Raw genomic sequence first — 14,633 nt, 5'->3', positions numbered from 1 at the left:
ACCAAAAAAAAAAAAACCCCCTCCTCCCCACCACCCCCTCTTTCTCGTTTTTTGTTTTTTTTTTTCTTTGCTCCCGGAGAGGTCCCCCCCCCCCCCCCCCCGGCCCCCCCCCCCCCCCCCCCCCCCCCCACGGTGGCGCGGGGGAGCGGACGCGAAGGCCCGGGGCAGCGCCCGGGCGGCGGCGCGTGCCTCAGGAATGCGAATAGGCGACCAGTGAGATGCCGATGTAGTGCACCACGAAGGCCGCCAGGGTGAGGGAGTGGAAGACCTCGTGGAAGCCGAACCATCGCGGTGAGGGGTTGGGGCGCTTGATTCCGTAGATCACGCCGCCCGCGCTGTAGAGCAGCCCACCGACGATGACGAGCACGAGCACGGCGACGCCGCCCGCGTGCAGGAAATCGGGGAGGAAGAAGACGGCGGCCCAGCCCATCGCGATGTAGCAGGGGGTGTAGAGCCAGCGCGGGGCGCCGACCCAGAAGACGCGGAAGGCTATCCCGGCCAGCGCGGCGGCCCAGACCGCCCACAGCAGCGCCTGGCCCCGGGAGCCGGGCATGAGCAGCATCGTCAGGGGGGTGTAGGTGCCCGCGATGATCAGGAAGATGTTCGCGTGGTCGAGCCGGCGCAGGATCCCATCGGTGCGCGGGCCCCAGTTGCCGCGGTGGTAGAGGGCGCTGATGCCGAACAGCAGGCAGGCGGTGAGCGTATAGATGCCGCAGGCGACGCGGCCGCGGGTGCTGTCGGCGAGCGCGGTCAGGACGACGCCGGAAAGCAGGGCCGCGGGGAACATTCCGGCGTGCAGCCAGCCGCGCAGTTTCGGCTTCAGGGGCGCGGTGACCGCGGCGAGCGCGGAGACCGCGTCGGCCTCGGGAGGCACGTGGGAGGTGTGGCTCTCGGGGGCGTCAGGCGCGGAAGTCATGGCGCCAATGCTATCTACGCCACCGTAAGTTACGGATTCGTCCGGAAGTGGTGACGGTCACCACAGCGCCCTCTGGACAGATCTCGGTCGGGGTCGGATGATCAAATGAGTGCGGTCGGCACCGGATGAGCGGTCACGAAGCATCCGGGTCGCGGCCCCCAAGGGGCAAACATCACAATAGAAGCGGATTTTTCCCAGCACATCGGGCAAGGATCTGTCCCCACCCTCATCTAGGAGCGATCGTGGCGCGCGACAACGCGGCTCCCACCATCCCCACCGGTCACCAGGAACTCATCGCCTGGGTCGACGAGATCGCAGCGCTCACCCAGCCCGACCGGGTCGTCTGGTGCGACGGCTCGGAGGCGGAGTACGAGCGGCTGTGCGAGGAGCTCGTCGACAAGGGCACGTTCAAGAAGCTCGACCCGATCAAGCGCCCCAACTCCTACTACGCCGCCTCCGACCCGACGGACGTCGCGCGTGTGGAGGACCGCACCTTCATCTGCTCCGAGAAGGAGGAGGACGCCGGCCCGACCAACCACTGGAAGGCCCCCGCCGAGATGCGGGAGATCTTCCAGGGCGAGCGGGGCGTCTTCCGCGGCGCGATGCGCGGCCGGACGATGTACGTCGTCCCGTTCTGCATGGGCCCGCTCGGCTCCGACCTCTCCGCCATCGGCGTGGAGATCACCGACTCGGCCTACGTCGCCGTCTCGATGCGCACGATGACCCGCATGGGCCAGGCCGTCCTGGACGAGCTGGGTGAGGACGGCTTCTTCGTCAAGGCCGTGCACACCCTGGGCGCCCCCCTGGCCGAGGGCGAGGCGGACGTGCCGTGGCCGTGCAACTCCACCAAGTACATCTCGCACTTCCCCGAGAGCCGCGAGATCTGGTCCTTCGGCTCCGGCTACGGCGGCAACGCCCTGCTCGGCAAGAAGTGCTACGCGCTGCGCATCGCCTCCGTCATGGCGCGCGACGAGGGCTGGCTCGCCGAGCACATGCTGATCCTCAAACTCACCCCGCCGCACGGTGAGTCCAAGTACGTCGCCGCCGCCTTCCCCAGCGCCTGCGGCAAGACCAACCTCGCGATGCTGGAGCCCACGATCTCCGGCTGGACCGTCGAGACCATCGGCGACGACATCGCCTGGATGCGCTTCGGTGACGACGGCCGTCTCTACGCCATCAACCCCGAGGCCGGCTTCTTCGGCGTCGCGCCCGGCACCGGCGAGCACACCAACGCCAACGCCATGAAGACCATGTGGGGCAACTCCGTCTTCACCAACGTGGCGCTCACCGACGACGGCGACGTGTGGTGGGAGGGCATGACCGAAGAGCCGCCCGCCCACCTGACGGACTGGAAGGGCAACGACTGGACCCCGGCGTCCGAGACCCCGGCCGCCCACCCCAACGCCCGCTTCACCGTCCCGGCCGGCCAGTGCCCGATCATCGCGCCCGAGTGGGAGGACCCCAAGGGCGTGCCGATCTCGGCGATCCTCTTCGGCGGCCGCCGCGCCAGCGCCGTGCCACTGGTGACCGAGTCGCTGACCTGGCAGCACGGCGTCTTCCTCGGCGCCAACGTCGCCAGCGAGAAGACCGCCGCCGCCGAGGGCAAGGTCGGCGAGCTGCGCCGCGACCCGTTCGCCATGCTGCCGTTCTGCGGCTACAACATGGGCGACTACATGGGGCACTGGATCAAGGTCGGCCAGGACAAGGACCAGTCCAAGCTGCCGAAGATCTACTACGTCAACTGGTTCCGCAAGGACGACAAGGGCCGCTTCGTGTGGCCGGGCTTCGGCGAGAACAGCCGGGTGCTCAAGTGGATCGTGGAGCGTCTGGAGGGCAAGGCCGAGGGCGTCGAGACGCCCATCGGCATCGTCCCGGCGAAGGGCGCGCTGGACACCGACGGCCTCGACCTGGACGACGCCGGCCTGGACTTCCTGCTCACCGTCGACAAGGACGTGTGGCGCGAGGAGGCGGCGCTGATCCCCGAGCACCTCAACACCTTCGGTGACCACACGCCGAAGGAGCTGTGGGACGAGTACCGCGCGCTGGTCCAGCGCCTGGGCTGACGGTCCTTCGACAGACGGCGGGCCCCGCACAGCAGGTGCTGTGCGGGGCCCGCCGCGTCGTTCGTCACGCCGGAGTCAGGTCCGGGAGGGCCGCGCTGTGCGCCTCCAGACGCTCCGCCGTCAGCTCCATCGCCGCGCTGTCGTGCCGGGACGTGGCGACCGCCAGGGCGTTGCCGGCGAGCGTGCGGGCGCGCTGCTGGAGGGCCGGGACGCGCGACGGATCGCCGCCGTCGCTGGGCTCGGCGCGCAGCGGATAGTGGCCGCCGCTGAGGCGGGCGACCTGCTCGGCGATGCGGTCGGCGGCCGCGGCCAGCTCCGCGCCGGCCGATGCGGCGCCGTCGGCGCCCTCGGAGCGGGCGGTCAGGGCGTGCAGCTCGTCGGTGACGGTGAGCAACGCGGTGAGCTGACCGGCGAGCCGGATATCCAGCTCCTCCTCGCGGGAGCGGTGCGGGACCTCCGGGGCGGCGGCCATGCTGTGGACCGACTTGGTGCGGATCGGTTCGTACATGGGACGGCCTCCTGAAAACGTCTAGGAAGCCATCCTAGCTTAGACTCTGTCTAAAGTTATGGGGCGTACAGAGGTCGATGCGATTCAGTACTGTCCGTAACCGTCGAGGAAGGAGCCGATCCGGGTGACGGCATCCGTCAGGTCGGCCTTGTTCGGCAGGGTCACCAGACGGAAGTGGTCCGGCTCCGGCCAGTTGAACCCGGTGCCGTGCACGATCATGATCTTCTCGGCGCGCAGCAGGTCCAGCACCATCTGCCGGTCGTCCTTGACCTTGTAGACCTTCGGGTCGAGCCGTGGGAAGGCGTAGAGCGCGCCCTTGGGCTTGACGCAGGTGACGCCCGGGATCTGGGTGAGCAGCTCATGGGCGGTGTCGCGCTGCTGGAGCAGCCGGCCGCCGGGGAGGACCAGGTCGTTGATCGACTGGCGGCCGCCGAGCGCGGTGGCGACGGCGTGCTGGGCCGGCATGTTGGCGCACAGCCGCATGTTGGCGAGGATCGTCAGGCCCTCGATGTACGACGACGCATGGGCCTTCGGGCCGCAGACCGCCAGCCAGCCGCTGCGGTAGCCGGCCACCCGGTAGGACTTCGACAGGCCGTTGAAGGTCAGCGTCAGCAGGTCCGGGGCGAGGGCGGCGAACGGGGTGTGGGTGACGCCGTCGTAGAGGATCTTGTCGTAGATCTCGTCGGCGCAGACGATCAGGTTGTGGCGGCGGGCGATCTCCGCGATGCCGCGCAGCAGCTCGTCGTCGTACACCGCGCCCGTGGGGTTGTTCGGGTTGATGACGACGATGGCCTTGGTGCGGTCGGTGACCTTGCGCTCGATGTCGGCGAGGTCGGGCATCCAGTCCGCCTGCTCGTCGCAGCGGTAGTGCACGGCGGTGCCGCCGGAGAGGGAGACCGAGGCCGTCCACAGCGGGTAGTCCGGTGCCGGTACGAGCACCTCGTCGCCGTCGTCCAGGAGCGCCTGCATCGACATCTGGATCAGCTCGGAGACGCCGTTGCCCAGATAGACGTCGTCGACGGAGAGCTCGATGCCCTTGGTCTGGTAGTGCTGCATGACCGCGCGGCGGGCGGAGAGCAGGCCCTTGGCGTCGCCGTAGCCGTGTGCCGTGCCGACCGAGCGGAGGATGTCCTCCAGGATCTCGGGCGGGCACTCGAAGCCGAACGCCGCCGGATTTCCGGTGTTCAACTTGAGGATGCGCTGCCCGGCCGCCTCCAGCCGCATAGCCTCCTCAAGCACCGGGCCACGGATTTCGTAGCAGACGTTGGCGAGCTTCGTTGACTGGATCACCTGCATGTCCGCAACCTTACGGGCGTGTCACGGCGCCCGCGCGGTGTTTTTCGCCACCTGGCCACCGGACGGTGGCCTCCTTCTCACGGTGGGTGACGGAAGTGGACGCCTCCGCCTCCGATCACCGCCGGATCACCGCCTGCCGCCCCCGCCGGAGGACCACTTGTTCAGTCGCCGGAGGGCGTCCTCCAGTGCCTCGCGTTCGGGGTCCTGGTCCTTGGGTTCCCGCTGGTCGCCGTCATCGCCGTTCATCGCGGGGCCACCTCGACGCCGTGGATCCGGCGCGGCCCGGTGTCGATGCCGTAGACGGCGAGCCACAGGGCCCGCCGCCGTTCCCGCCGCGCACGCTGTTCGCGCCGCTGCCGCCATTCGTCGGCGGTGAGCTGGTACGGGCGGAGGAGGGAGCTGTCCTCGCCGCGCAGCGGGGTCTCGTGGGCGGGCCGTTCGCGCGGCGGGCGCGGCGCCGGCGCGCTCACGGGCGGGGCGGTGGGCGGGGCGGCCGCCGCCCGGTGCTGCCCTCCGGCCGGAAATAACCAACGCAGCAGCGGCTCGCAGAGCGTTCGGATAAGGTCGGTCACGTCGTCAACTCCCAGCGTTTGATGGCCATGCCCCCGGACCGGTCGCTCGGTCGCGGGGGTCTTTCGTCACTGTGCGGCGGCCCTGCGGAGCGCGTTCGTCAGCTTGCGGGCGGTGGCGGTGTTGCAGTTGCCGAGGGTGATCAGCGGGGTGGAGTAGCGCCCCGCGAAGGTCGGCAAGTCGATGCCGAGGGACGGCAAGGTGATGTCGTTCGCCGCGAGGGCGGTACGGAGAGCGGCGGTGCAGTCGTGCACGTCGTCGGGGTGGGCGGGGGTCTGTTCAGGCATGGGTTCAGCTCCCTGTGCGCATGGTGACGAACTGCTCACAGCGTGACGTGACGCGGCGTAGCGTGGAAGGGATTTCGACGCCACTGCGTGAACTGTGGAACGGTGAAACATGCCTGCACGCAAGGACATTGACGGGTCCGCGAGTGTCCCCGCCTTCTACGGCAAGGAATTGCGCTGGAAACGGGAGGCGGCGGGCCTCACCCTCCAGGCGACCGTGGAGGGCAGCTTCTACGGGCCGAGCTACCTCAGCGAGATCGAACGCGGCACGAGGCGCATGCCGTTGGATCTGGCACGTCATGTGGATCGTGTGCTGGCGACCGACGGGTTCTTCGAGCGGCGCTGCAATGATGTACGGGAGGCGCGGCGGAGCGGGCATGCCGGCTACTTCGCCGATGTCCTGGAGTATGAACAGCGTGCGCAGGAGGTCGAGGAGTGGGACCCCATTCTGATCCCGGGCCCACTACAACTTGAGCCATACGTCAGGGCAGTTGTGCACGCTGCCCAGCCGATGGAGGCCGAGGAGATGGTCAGCGCAAGGGTCACGGCGCGACGGGAGCGCGCGTGGCTCTTCGAGGACCCCAAGGGACCCGAGACCTGGGTGGTGATGAGCGAAGCGATTCTCCGGCAACCGATGCTCGGTGACGCCGAGATGGCAGAGCAGCTTGCGCACATCGTTGAGGTTGCGCAGCACCGCCGCTTCGTTCCACAGATCCTGCCGTGGAACGCAGGTGCGCACCCGTTCATGATGGGCACGACAAGGATCATGACCTTTGGTGACGCACCGCCATTGCTGTACACGGAGGGCATGTACAGCGGTCAAATCATCGATGATCCGAAGATCGTGAGGCAGTACATGAAGGCGTACGATCGCCTCAGGGCCGCTGCATTGCCACCGAGAGCGTCCCTGGCCATGATCGAGGCAGCGGCAGAGGACTACCGAAATGGCAAGCAACCGCGTTGACTTGAACTCCGCCACCTGGCGCAAGAGCAGTTACAGCAACGGCGACGGCGGTCACTGCGTCGAGATCGCCGAAGGGTTCATCGGCGCCGCCCGCTGGCGCAAGAGCAGCTACAGCAACACCGACGGCGGAGACTGCGTCGAGGTCGCGGACGACCTCCCCGGGATCGTCCCCGTCCGGGACTCCAAGGACCCCGCCGGAGCCGCTCTCGTTTTCCCCGCCGGGGTGTGGAGCCACTTCGTCACCGCCGTCAAGGGCGACTCGCTGAGCGCCTGACCGCGCCTGACCGCCTGAACTGACCACAACGGGGACCACGATGGCGAGCACACCGGGCCCGCACGGGCACTTCGCCCTGCTCAACGACGAGCCGGTGGACGATCCCGGCGCCGACCTGCTCGGTGCCGGCCGGGCCGCCCGCCAGCTCGCCGGGCTGCTCGTCGCCTCCCGCGCCTCCACCCCCTTCACCCTCGCCGTCGACTCCGGCTGGGGCATGGGCAAGAGCAGCCTGATGCGGCTGGTCGACGCGGAGCTGGCGCAGGCATCCGAGGTGCACACCGTCTGGTACAACGCCTGGACCTCGACCGGCGCGGACGCGCTCGAAGGGCTGATCAAGTCCGTCCTGATGCGGTTCGACCGGCGGGTGCTGCGGCGCGGGCTGCAACGGGTCTCCGAGCAAAGAGTCCTGCTGCGGGCGGTGCGGTCCGTGCTGACCGTCGCCGCCGGGCCGCTCGGGGTGGCCGGCCTGGTCGACGAGCTGTGGAAGAACCTGTCGGTCAACTCCCAGGCGCGCAACGAGATGCGCGGCGCGATCGGCGATCTGGTCCAGGAGTGGGCCGATACCGGCGGATCAGGGCCACGCCGCCTGCTGGTGGTCTTCATCGACGATCTGGACCGCTGCTCGGAGGAGACGGTACTGGCGGTCTGCGAGGCGGTGAAGGTCTACCTCGACGTGCCGGGGCTGGCGTTCGTCGTCGGCTGCGACCGGTCGGCGCTGGGCCCGAACGGCCTGCTGCGCGATCTGTCGCCGGCCGGCTCGGCGTTCATGGAGAAGATCTTTCAGACCAGCTACCGGATCCCGGCCGCCGACGGGCAGGGCGTCAAGGACTACATCCGCTGGTGCGCCCGGACCGCCGGCGTGGCGCCGCTGCTCGACGACACGCTGGTGGACCTGCTGGTCCAGCGCTCGGGTCGCAATCCGCGCCGCATCAAACGCCTGGTGAACGGCTTCGTCCTGGAAGCCACCCTCAACCCCGTCTGGCGCGACTTCGGGCCGGGCGCGGTGATCAGAACGCTGCTGCTCCAGTACTTCTATCCCGACTTCTACCGGATGATGACCGGCCCCTCCGGCACCGTCGACGGCGATGTGGTGGCCGAATTCCGTACCTACCGCGAGGTGCGCCGCACGCTCCTGGCGGCCGCGGGCGGCGTACCGGCCCAGGACCGGGCGGCGGTGCGTGACTTCCTCGCGCAGTACGAGCTGGTGCTGCCCGAACCGCTCGACGGCGCCGGTGAGGCGGTGCTGGCCGCGCTGGAACGCCAACTGCCCAGCGAATTCCCCGACCTGGTGGTCAATTCGGCGTTCACCTCGCTCGTCGACGAGCTGACCGCCCGCCCCGACGCGGCCCAACTGCTGCTGCGGCTGCGCGAGGGCCCGCCGGGCGCCGGGGACGGGCCGGCGCGGATGTCGCGGGAGTGGGATCCGCTGTGGCGCGGCCTGCCGCTGCCGGCCGCCGACGGTTCCGGTACGGGGTTCGGACCGCCGCTGGCCTGGCAGGACGACGAGCCGTGGGCTTATCCGGCGCCGGTCTTCCAGCAGCCGCCCGCCCAGCCGCAGCGGCCCGTTACGCAGGCGGCGGACCCCCGGGGCGGGCCGCAGGGGTCGGCCGTGCCGGTGCCGTCCCCGGAGCCGTCGGCGCGGTCCGCCGAGCCGAGGCCGGCGGGCCAGCCGAGACCGGTGGAGCGTGCGGCCGCCCAGCAGTACGGTCCCCAGCCGTACGCTCCCCAGCCGTACGTGCCGCAGCCCGGCCAAGGCGCCTACCCGGCCCCGCAGTCGGGGTACGGGCAGGCGCCGTCCGGCTACCCGGCACCGACCCCGTACCAGCAGGCGGGCGGGGACGGGCCCGGTCCCCTGCTGCCGTTCCCCCGGCCCTACGTGGTGTGGGTGGACGACCAGCCCGAACGCAAGGCGGTGGTGCGCCAGGTGCTGGAGGGGCTGGGCGCGCAGGTCAAGCACTGTGCCGACACCGAGGAGGCGGCCAGGGCGCTTCGGGGCCGGACCCCCCATCTGCTGGTGTCCGACCTCAGCCGGGGGGACAAGCACAACAAGGGCTTCGAGATGGTCGAGGGGTTCGCGCGGGAGGGGCTGTACACCGGTCCGGTCATCTTCTTCACGATCCGGCGCTCCCGCGATCGCGTGGACCGCGCCGCCGGGATGGGCGCCGGGCTGACCTCGAACGCCGACGACCTCACGGGGATGGTCGTGGCCGCCCTGTGGGACCAGGCGCGCGCCCCGGCCGCCCGGCCGGAGTCGCCGCCGCCCGCCACCGGCTGACGCCCGCGCCCGCGGAAGCTCACCCCTGGCTGACTCACCCCCGGCTGAAGCTCACCCCCGGCGGGGCCGCCCGCCCGCGGACGGCCCGCCCCGCCAGGACGTCCGTGCGGCGCCCGTCGGCCACCACGAACCGGCCGTCGATCAGCACGTACGGAATGCCGGCCGGCAGGACCCGCGGGTTTTCGAAGGTGGACCCCGCGGCGACCGTCGCGGGGTCGAAGAGGACCAGGTCGGCGCGGTAGCCCTCGCGCACCAGGCCCCGGTCGGGCAGCCGCAGGCGGGCCGCGGGGCGCGAGGTGAGGTGCGCGACGCACTCCTCCAGGGAGAGCACGCCCCGTTCGCGGACGTACGCGCCGAGGTAGTGCGGGAACGTGCCGTAGGCGCGCGGATGCGGCTTGGCGCCCTGGAGGATGCCGTCGCTGCCGCCGGTGTGCGCCCGGTGCCGCATGATCTGCCGCACGTTCTCCTCGTGCCCGACGTGCTGGAGGACGGTCGGCCGCAGCCGGTCGGCGATCAGCAGGCGCCGGGCGGTGTGCCACGGCTCCTCGCCGCGCTCGGCGGCGCTGTGCGCGACGGTCTTGCCGACGTATCCGGCAAGGCCCGGATCGCCCACCCCGGAGACCTCGACGGTGTCCCACTCGATCGGCACGCCGTGGCAGCCGTCCGCGCCCTCGGCCTCCATGACCCGGCGGATCCGCGCGGCCGTCGCGTCGTCCGACAGCCGCGCCAGGGCCGCCTCCGGGCCGCCCTCGGCCGCCCAGCTCGGCAGCAGGGCGGCCAGCGTGGTGCAGCCGGGCGTGTAGGGATAGCTGTCGAGGGTGAGGTCGGCGCCGGCGTCCAGCGCCGCGTCGAGCAGGCGCAGCAGCTCGGGGGCGCGGCCCTGGTTGACGGAGAAGTTCAGCGTGGCGTGCGCGAGGTGCAGGGCGCAGCCCGCCTCCCGGGTGAGGGCGATCATCTCCGCGTACGCCTGGAGCGCGCCGGCGCCGTAGGAGCGATGGTGCGGGCAGTAGTAGCCGCCGTACTGGGCCACCACCCGGCACAGGTCGGTCAGTTCGGCGTCGCTCGCGTACATGCCCGGGGTGTACGTCAGGCCCGAGGACAGGCCGACCGCGCCCTCTTCCATGCCCTCGGCGACCAGCCGCCGCATCCGCGCGGCCTCCTCGCCGGTGGCCGCGCGGTCGTCCCAGCCGACGGCCAGCGCCCGCACGCTGCCCTGCGGGATGAGGTAGGCGGCGTTGACGGCGATGCCCTGGCCGTCGAAGCCGTGGTCGAGGCGGTCGAGGTATTCCCCGACCGTGCGCCAGGTGAAGTCCAGTTCACCGCTGCCGGGCGCGCAGCCGTTCCAGCCGGCGATCTGGGCGCGCACCCCGGTCAGGGTGCGCTCGTCGACCGGCGCGTACGACAGGCCGTCCTGGCCCAGGACTTCGAGGGTGACGCCCTGGGCGGCCTTCGCTTCGTGGGCGGGGTCGCGCAGCAGGGCGAGGTCGCTGTGGGCGTGCATGTCGATGAAGCCGGGGGCGAGCGCGAGGCCGGCGGCGTCCACCACGCGGCGGGCCGACGGGCGGGGGCCGCCGTCGCCGTCCTTCTCCCGCCGGATCCGGGCGATCCGGCCGCCTGCCAGGCCGACGTCGGCGCGGTAGGACGGGCCGCCGGAGCCGTCGACGACGCGCACGTCGCGCACCACGATGTCCACGGGTGGGCCACCGCGCCTAGAAGAACGTGCGCACGAACTCCGTGACCGTGCCGTCCTCTTCGACCACCGGGATGAGCTGCCACTTGTCGAAGGCCGTGCACGGATGGGACAGGCCCAGGCCCACCCAGTCGCCCACCTCCACGTCGTCGGCGTGCTCGGTGGTGAGCCAGGCGTGCTGGTCGGACAGTTTCGTGACGGTGATGCCGTCGGCCGGCCGGACGCCGCCGTCCCGGAGGGACCGTACGACCTGGGCCTGCGGCAGACGCAGGTCGTGGGCCGCGTCGCGCTTGCCGGCGTTGACGAACGCCTGCCCGGGTGTCGGGCGGGAGACGACCTGCGCCCACAGCCGGAAGGCGGGCTGGAGCGCGCCCTCGCGCGGGACCCGGTTGAAGGGGGTCAGGTCGCGGTAGTGGCCGTCGTCGTGCGAGACGTACGCGCCCGAGCGCAGCAGCTTCAACGGCGGGGCGGACAGCGGCGGGAGGTCGTCGAAGACCTCGGCGACCGCGTCGAACCAGGCGCTGCCGCCCGCGCTCACGACGATCCGGTCGACGCCGGTGAAGTGGCCGGCCTTGTCCAACTCCTCGGCGAGCGCGACCAGTCGGCGCAGCCAGGCGGTCACCCGCTCGTGGGTGGCCTCGGGCACCTCGCCTTCGTAGCCGGCGACGCCGACCAGCCGCAGGGTGTCCACGGCCGCGACGGCGTCGGCGAGCGCCTGGCAGTCGGCTTCGGTGCGGACGCCGGTGCGCGCGCCCTCGCCGGCGGCCAGCTCGATGACGACGTCGACGGGGCGGGCGGTCCCGGCCTCGCGGAGCGCGGCGTCCATCAGCTCCACACCGCGCGGTGAGTCGACGTAGCAGATCAGGTGGAAGGCGGGGTCGGCGGCCAGCTCGGCGGCGAACCAGCGCAGGGCGGCGGCGTCCACCACCTCGTTGGCCAGGAAGACGCGCTGGATGCCGTAGGCGCGGTAGACGCGGACCTGGTGGGGGACGGCGGCGGTGATGCCCCACGCGCCGCGCTCCAACTGGCGGGCGAAGAGCTGCGGGGCCATGGAGGTCTTGCCGTGCGGGGCGAAGTCCAGGCCGTGCCGGGTGGCGTAGGTCTCCATCAGGGCGAGGTTGTGCTCGACCGAGGCGGCGGAGAGGGTCAGCACGGGGGTGGTGAAGCCGTCGAGGAAGAGGTTGCGGCGCTCGGCGGCCAGTTGACCGACGGTCAGTCCCTCGGCGTCCGGGGGGAGTGCCTTGAAGCGGTGATCGACCCGCTCGTCAGAGAGTTTCCTCAGTCCCGTCGCGAGCCGCTCGCCGGCCATGCGGCCTCCTCCACGTCCGTTGCACACAGTGCAACACCCATTGCGGGTATTGCTTCGAGCTGTCTAACATCCGAGCCATCGCCCGGTCAATGGTGCGCGAAACGGCGGGAAACGGGCGGCGAATCGCCCAGCGAAGGAGCCGAAGCGATCGTGCCCACCTCCCCGGACGCCGGCCCGGACGCCGGCCACACCGCCCGCCACACCGCCCACCCTCGCGCCGACCCGGCCGCCGACGTCGTCTGCCTCGGCGAGTCCATGATCACCTTCCTGCCCACCCGGCCCGGCCGGCTCGCCGACGCACCCTCCTTCGACCGGGCCATCGGCGGCGCCGAATCCAACGTCGCCTGCGCGCTGGCCCGTCTCGGTCACCGCACCCGCTGGGTCTCCCGGGTCGGCGCCGACGCCTTCGGCGACCACCTCCTCGCCGCCATCGCCGACACCGGCGTCGACGTCTCCCACGTCCAGCGCGATCCGCTGCGCCCCACCGGCCTGTACTTCCGTACCGCCGGGGAACGCGCCACCGGCGCCGACGGCGAAACCGGCGACCGCGCCGAAGTCCTCTACTACCGCGCCGGATCCGCCGCGTCCGCCATGAGCCCCGCCCTCCTCGACCGCCGCGCCCTGGAGGACACCCGCGTCCTCCACCTCAGCGGCATCACCGCCGCCCTCTCCGGCGACTGCCTGGACGTGCTGCGCCTGCTCACCCGCCGCACCCCGGGCCGCCCCCTGCTCTCCTTCGACGTCAACCACCGCGTCGGCCTCTGGCGCCGGGCGAGCCCGGGGCCCGAAGTCCTCCTCGACCTCGCCCGCGACTGCGACCTGGTCTTCGTCGGCGAGGACGAGGCCGCGGCCGCCTGGGGCCTGCACGGCCCCGACGCCGTACGCGCCGCCCTCCCCGAGCCCGCCACCCTCGTCGTCAAGCAGGGCGCGGCCGGCGCCACCGCCTACGCGCGCCGGGAGGACGGCACCGACACCGTCACCTTCGCCCCCGCCCTCGCCGTCGACGTCGTCTCCCCGACCGGCGCCGGCGACGCCTTCGCCGCCGGCTTCCTCTCCGGCGTCCTGCGCGCCCTGCCCCTCTTCGCCCGCCTGCGGCACGGCCACCTGATGGCCGCCGCCTCCCTCACCGTCACCACCGACCTCGCCACCCCGCCCGCCCCCGCCCTCGCCGACCGCCTCGCCGCCCTCGCCCCCGCCGACTGGGCCCGCCTGCGCCCGGGCCCCGGCTGGACGGGCGAGCGGGCGCGCACCGTACAGGCGGAGGCCACGACGTGCGGCGAGGTCCGCGCATGAGTCAGACCGTCGATCGCGCACTGAGCATCCTGCCGCTGCTCGCGGAGGGCCCGGCCAACCTCGAACAGGTCTCGGTCCGGCTCGGCGTGCACAAATCCACCGCCCTGCGGCTGCTGCGCACCCTCCACGCGCACGGCCTCGTCCACCGCCAGCCCGACCAGCGCTACCGCCTCGGCGCGCGGCTGTTCGCGCTCGCCCAGCAGGCCGCCGAGGGCCTCGACATCCGCGACATCGCCCACCCGCACCTCGCCGCGCTCAACGAGCGGTGCGGCCACACCGTCCACCTCGCCGTCCAGGAGGACGGCGAAGTCCTCTACATCGACAAGGTGGAGAGCCGCTACCCGGTCCGGATGTACTCCCGTATCGGCAGACCCGTGGCCCTCACCGTCGCCGCGGTCGCCAAGCTGCTCCTCGCCGACCTGCCCGAAGCCGAGCGCCGCGCGCTGGCCGAAAGACTCGACTACCCCCGCTACACGTCCCGTTCGACACCCCACGCCACGGCGTTCCTCGCCGAACTGGCCAAGGTCCGCGAACAGGGCTGGGCCACCGACCTCGGTGGCCACGAGGAGTCCATCAACTGCGTCGCCGCGCCCGTCCGCGGTCCGGACGGACGCCTGGTCGCCGCCCTGTCGGTGTCCGCGCCGAACGTCGTCGTCACCGCCGCGGAACTCCTCACCCTGCTCCCGCTGGTACGCCGCACCGCCGACGCCGTCAGCCGGGAGTTCTCCGGCACCACCCCGACCAAGGAGCCCCACCCATGAGCGAGAAGACCGCGATCATCCCGGCCACCCACACCACCCCGCCCGCGAAGTTCTCGCACGGCGTCAAGAAGGGCAACCTCCTCCAGGTCGCCGGCCAGGTCGGCTTCCTGCCCGCCGTCGAGGGGCGGGCCCCCACACCCGCCGGGCCGGCCCTGCGCGAGCAGACCCTCCAGACCCTCGCCAACGTCAAGGCGGTCCTGGAGGAGGGCGGCGCCCGCTGGGACGACGTGATGATGCTGCGCGTCTACCTCACCGACGTGGACCACTTCGCCGAGATGAACGAGATCTACGACGCCTACTTCGAGGCCGAGGACCTCCAGGCACCGCCCGCCGCCCGCACCACCGTCTACGTCGGGCTGCCCGCCGGCCTGCTCATCGAGATCGACGCCCTCGCCGTCCTGGGCTGACACCCCGGCCGTCCTGGGCCGAC

14 protein-coding genes are annotated in these 14,633 nt (G+C 71.7%); 7 read left to right on the top strand and 7 right to left on the bottom strand.

The genetic code is table 11. From position 1 onward, the window contains the following. Positions 1-190: 190 nt before the first annotated feature. Positions 191-916 (bottom strand): PAQR family membrane homeostasis protein TrhA, encoded by a 726-nt coding sequence (trhA, locus tag ACZ45Z_RS10800; RefSeq protein ID WP_468359415.1) that lies wholly within the window; start codon positions 914-916, stop codon positions 191-193. A 242-nt stretch (positions 917-1,158) separates the two neighbouring features. On the opposite strand from trhA, the gene ACZ45Z_RS10795 reads away from it, so the two are divergent. After that, the gene (locus ACZ45Z_RS10795) at positions 1,159-2,979 is read left to right on the top strand and encodes a phosphoenolpyruvate carboxykinase (GTP) (RefSeq protein ID WP_468359413.1); all 1,821 of its coding nucleotides are present in this window, start codon (positions 1,159-1,161) and stop codon (positions 2,977-2,979) included. A 64-nt stretch (positions 2,980-3,043) separates the two neighbouring features. Here the strand turns inward: ACZ45Z_RS10795 and ACZ45Z_RS10790 are convergent, their stop codons facing one another. The 4 genes from ACZ45Z_RS10790 to ACZ45Z_RS10775 form a co-directional block, all read right to left on the bottom strand. After that, complete coding sequence (locus tag ACZ45Z_RS10790) at positions 3,044-3,487, bottom strand: SCO4983 family protein (RefSeq protein ID WP_468359410.1); 444 nt, start codon at positions 3,485-3,487, stop codon at positions 3,044-3,046. An 84-nt stretch (positions 3,488-3,571) separates the two neighbouring features. Next, entirely contained in the window at positions 3,572-4,783 is a 1,212-nt protein-coding gene (locus tag ACZ45Z_RS10785; RefSeq protein WP_468359408.1) for a pyridoxal phosphate-dependent aminotransferase, read from the bottom strand. Positions 4,784-5,025: 242 nt separating this feature from the next. Next, positions 5,026-5,355 carry a hypothetical protein gene (locus ACZ45Z_RS10780; protein ID WP_468359405.1) on the bottom strand — a complete coding sequence of 110 codons (330 nt, stop codon included), beginning with the start codon at positions 5,353-5,355 and terminating at the stop codon, positions 5,026-5,028. A 66-nt stretch (positions 5,356-5,421) separates the two neighbouring features. Next, entirely contained in the window at positions 5,422-5,640 is a 219-nt protein-coding gene (locus tag ACZ45Z_RS10775; protein ID WP_468359403.1) for a hypothetical protein, read from the bottom strand. Between the two features lie 109 nt (positions 5,641-5,749). Between ACZ45Z_RS10775 and ACZ45Z_RS10770 the strand changes: the two genes are divergently transcribed. From ACZ45Z_RS10770 to ACZ45Z_RS10760, 3 genes are read left to right on the top strand one after another with little or no spacing between them, the layout of a single operon-like run. After that, a complete protein-coding gene (locus ACZ45Z_RS10770) occupies positions 5,750-6,601 on the top strand; it encodes a helix-turn-helix domain-containing protein (RefSeq protein ID WP_468359400.1) in 852 nt (283 codons plus the stop codon). Then, positions 6,582-6,875, top strand: a complete 294-nt coding sequence (locus ACZ45Z_RS10765) for a DUF397 domain-containing protein (protein ID WP_468359397.1) — start codon at positions 6,582-6,584, stop codon at positions 6,873-6,875. The genes ACZ45Z_RS10770 and ACZ45Z_RS10765 overlap by 20 nt, the downstream gene beginning before the upstream one ends. Positions 6,876-6,915: 40 nt before the next feature. Then, positions 6,916-9,150 carry a P-loop NTPase fold protein gene (locus ACZ45Z_RS10760; protein ID WP_468359394.1) on the top strand — a complete coding sequence of 745 codons (2,235 nt, stop codon included), beginning with the start codon at positions 6,916-6,918 and terminating at the stop codon, positions 9,148-9,150. A gap of 34 nt (positions 9,151-9,184) precedes the next feature. Here the strand turns inward: ACZ45Z_RS10760 and ACZ45Z_RS10755 are convergent, their stop codons facing one another. Further along, on the bottom strand, positions 9,185-10,843 hold the full coding sequence (locus tag ACZ45Z_RS10755) for an N-acyl-D-amino-acid deacylase family protein (protein ID WP_468359391.1): 1,659 nt from the start codon (positions 10,841-10,843) through the stop codon (positions 9,185-9,187). A gap of 16 nt (positions 10,844-10,859) precedes the next feature. Continuing rightward, positions 10,860-12,149: an alanine racemase gene (locus ACZ45Z_RS10750; RefSeq protein WP_468359388.1), complete on the bottom strand. Its 1,290-nt coding sequence runs from the start codon at positions 12,147-12,149 to the stop codon at positions 10,860-10,862. 255 nt (positions 12,150-12,404) lie between these two features. Between ACZ45Z_RS10750 and ACZ45Z_RS10745 the strand changes: the two genes are divergently transcribed. The 3 genes from ACZ45Z_RS10745 to ACZ45Z_RS10735 are packed head-to-tail and all read left to right on the top strand — an operon-like array spanning position 12,405 to position 14,610. Further along, the gene (locus ACZ45Z_RS10745) at positions 12,405-13,442 is read left to right on the top strand and encodes a sugar kinase (protein WP_468359806.1); all 1,038 of its coding nucleotides are present in this window, start codon (positions 12,405-12,407) and stop codon (positions 13,440-13,442) included. Continuing rightward, positions 13,439-14,203 carry an IclR family transcriptional regulator gene (locus ACZ45Z_RS10740; RefSeq protein ID WP_468359385.1) on the top strand — a complete coding sequence of 255 codons (765 nt, stop codon included), beginning with the start codon at positions 13,439-13,441 and terminating at the stop codon, positions 14,201-14,203. Before ACZ45Z_RS10745 ends, ACZ45Z_RS10740 begins: the two co-directional genes overlap by 4 nt. Beyond that, positions 14,200-14,610, top strand: a complete 411-nt coding sequence (locus ACZ45Z_RS10735; RefSeq protein ID WP_468359382.1) for a RidA family protein — start codon at positions 14,200-14,202, stop codon at positions 14,608-14,610. Before ACZ45Z_RS10740 ends, ACZ45Z_RS10735 begins: the two co-directional genes overlap by 4 nt. Positions 14,611-14,633: the final 23 nt, after the last annotated feature.

It is taken from the genome of Streptomyces sp. NPDC031210 (assembly GCF_055570395.1).
Note: the sequence above shows the minus strand (reverse complement) of the source record. Positions and strands in the feature narration are given on the sequence as shown.

Bases quoted from the DNA above. Each gene is read 5' to 3' on its own strand.
- ACZ45Z_RS10750 (WP_468359388.1), bottom strand. From the start codon at position 12,149: ATGGCCGGCGAGCGGCTCGCGACGGGACTGAGGAAACTCTCTGACGAG.
- ACZ45Z_RS10760 (WP_468359394.1), top strand. From the start codon at position 6,916: ATGGCGAGCACACCGGGCCCGCACGGGCACTTCGCCCTGCTCAACGAC.
- ACZ45Z_RS10745 (WP_468359806.1), top strand. From the start codon at position 12,405: ATGATCACCTTCCTGCCCACCCGGCCCGGCCGGCTCGCCGACGCACCC.
- trhA (WP_468359415.1), bottom strand. From the start codon at position 916: ATGACTTCCGCGCCTGACGCCCCCGAGAGCCACACCTCCCACGTGCCT.
- ACZ45Z_RS10770 (WP_468359400.1), top strand. From the start codon at position 5,750: ATGCCTGCACGCAAGGACATTGACGGGTCCGCGAGTGTCCCCGCCTTC.
- ACZ45Z_RS10735 (WP_468359382.1), top strand. From the start codon at position 14,200: ATGAGCGAGAAGACCGCGATCATCCCGGCCACCCACACCACCCCGCCC.
- ACZ45Z_RS10790 (WP_468359410.1), bottom strand. From the start codon at position 3,487: ATGTACGAACCGATCCGCACCAAGTCGGTCCACAGCATGGCCGCCGCC.
- ACZ45Z_RS10765 (WP_468359397.1), top strand. From the start codon at position 6,582: ATGGCAAGCAACCGCGTTGACTTGAACTCCGCCACCTGGCGCAAGAGC.
- ACZ45Z_RS10775 (WP_468359403.1), bottom strand. From the start codon at position 5,640: ATGCCTGAACAGACCCCCGCCCACCCCGACGACGTGCACGACTGCACC.
- ACZ45Z_RS10785 (WP_468359408.1), bottom strand. From the start codon at position 4,783: ATGCAGGTGATCCAGTCAACGAAGCTCGCCAACGTCTGCTACGAAATC.
- ACZ45Z_RS10740 (WP_468359385.1), top strand. From the start codon at position 13,439: ATGAGTCAGACCGTCGATCGCGCACTGAGCATCCTGCCGCTGCTCGCG.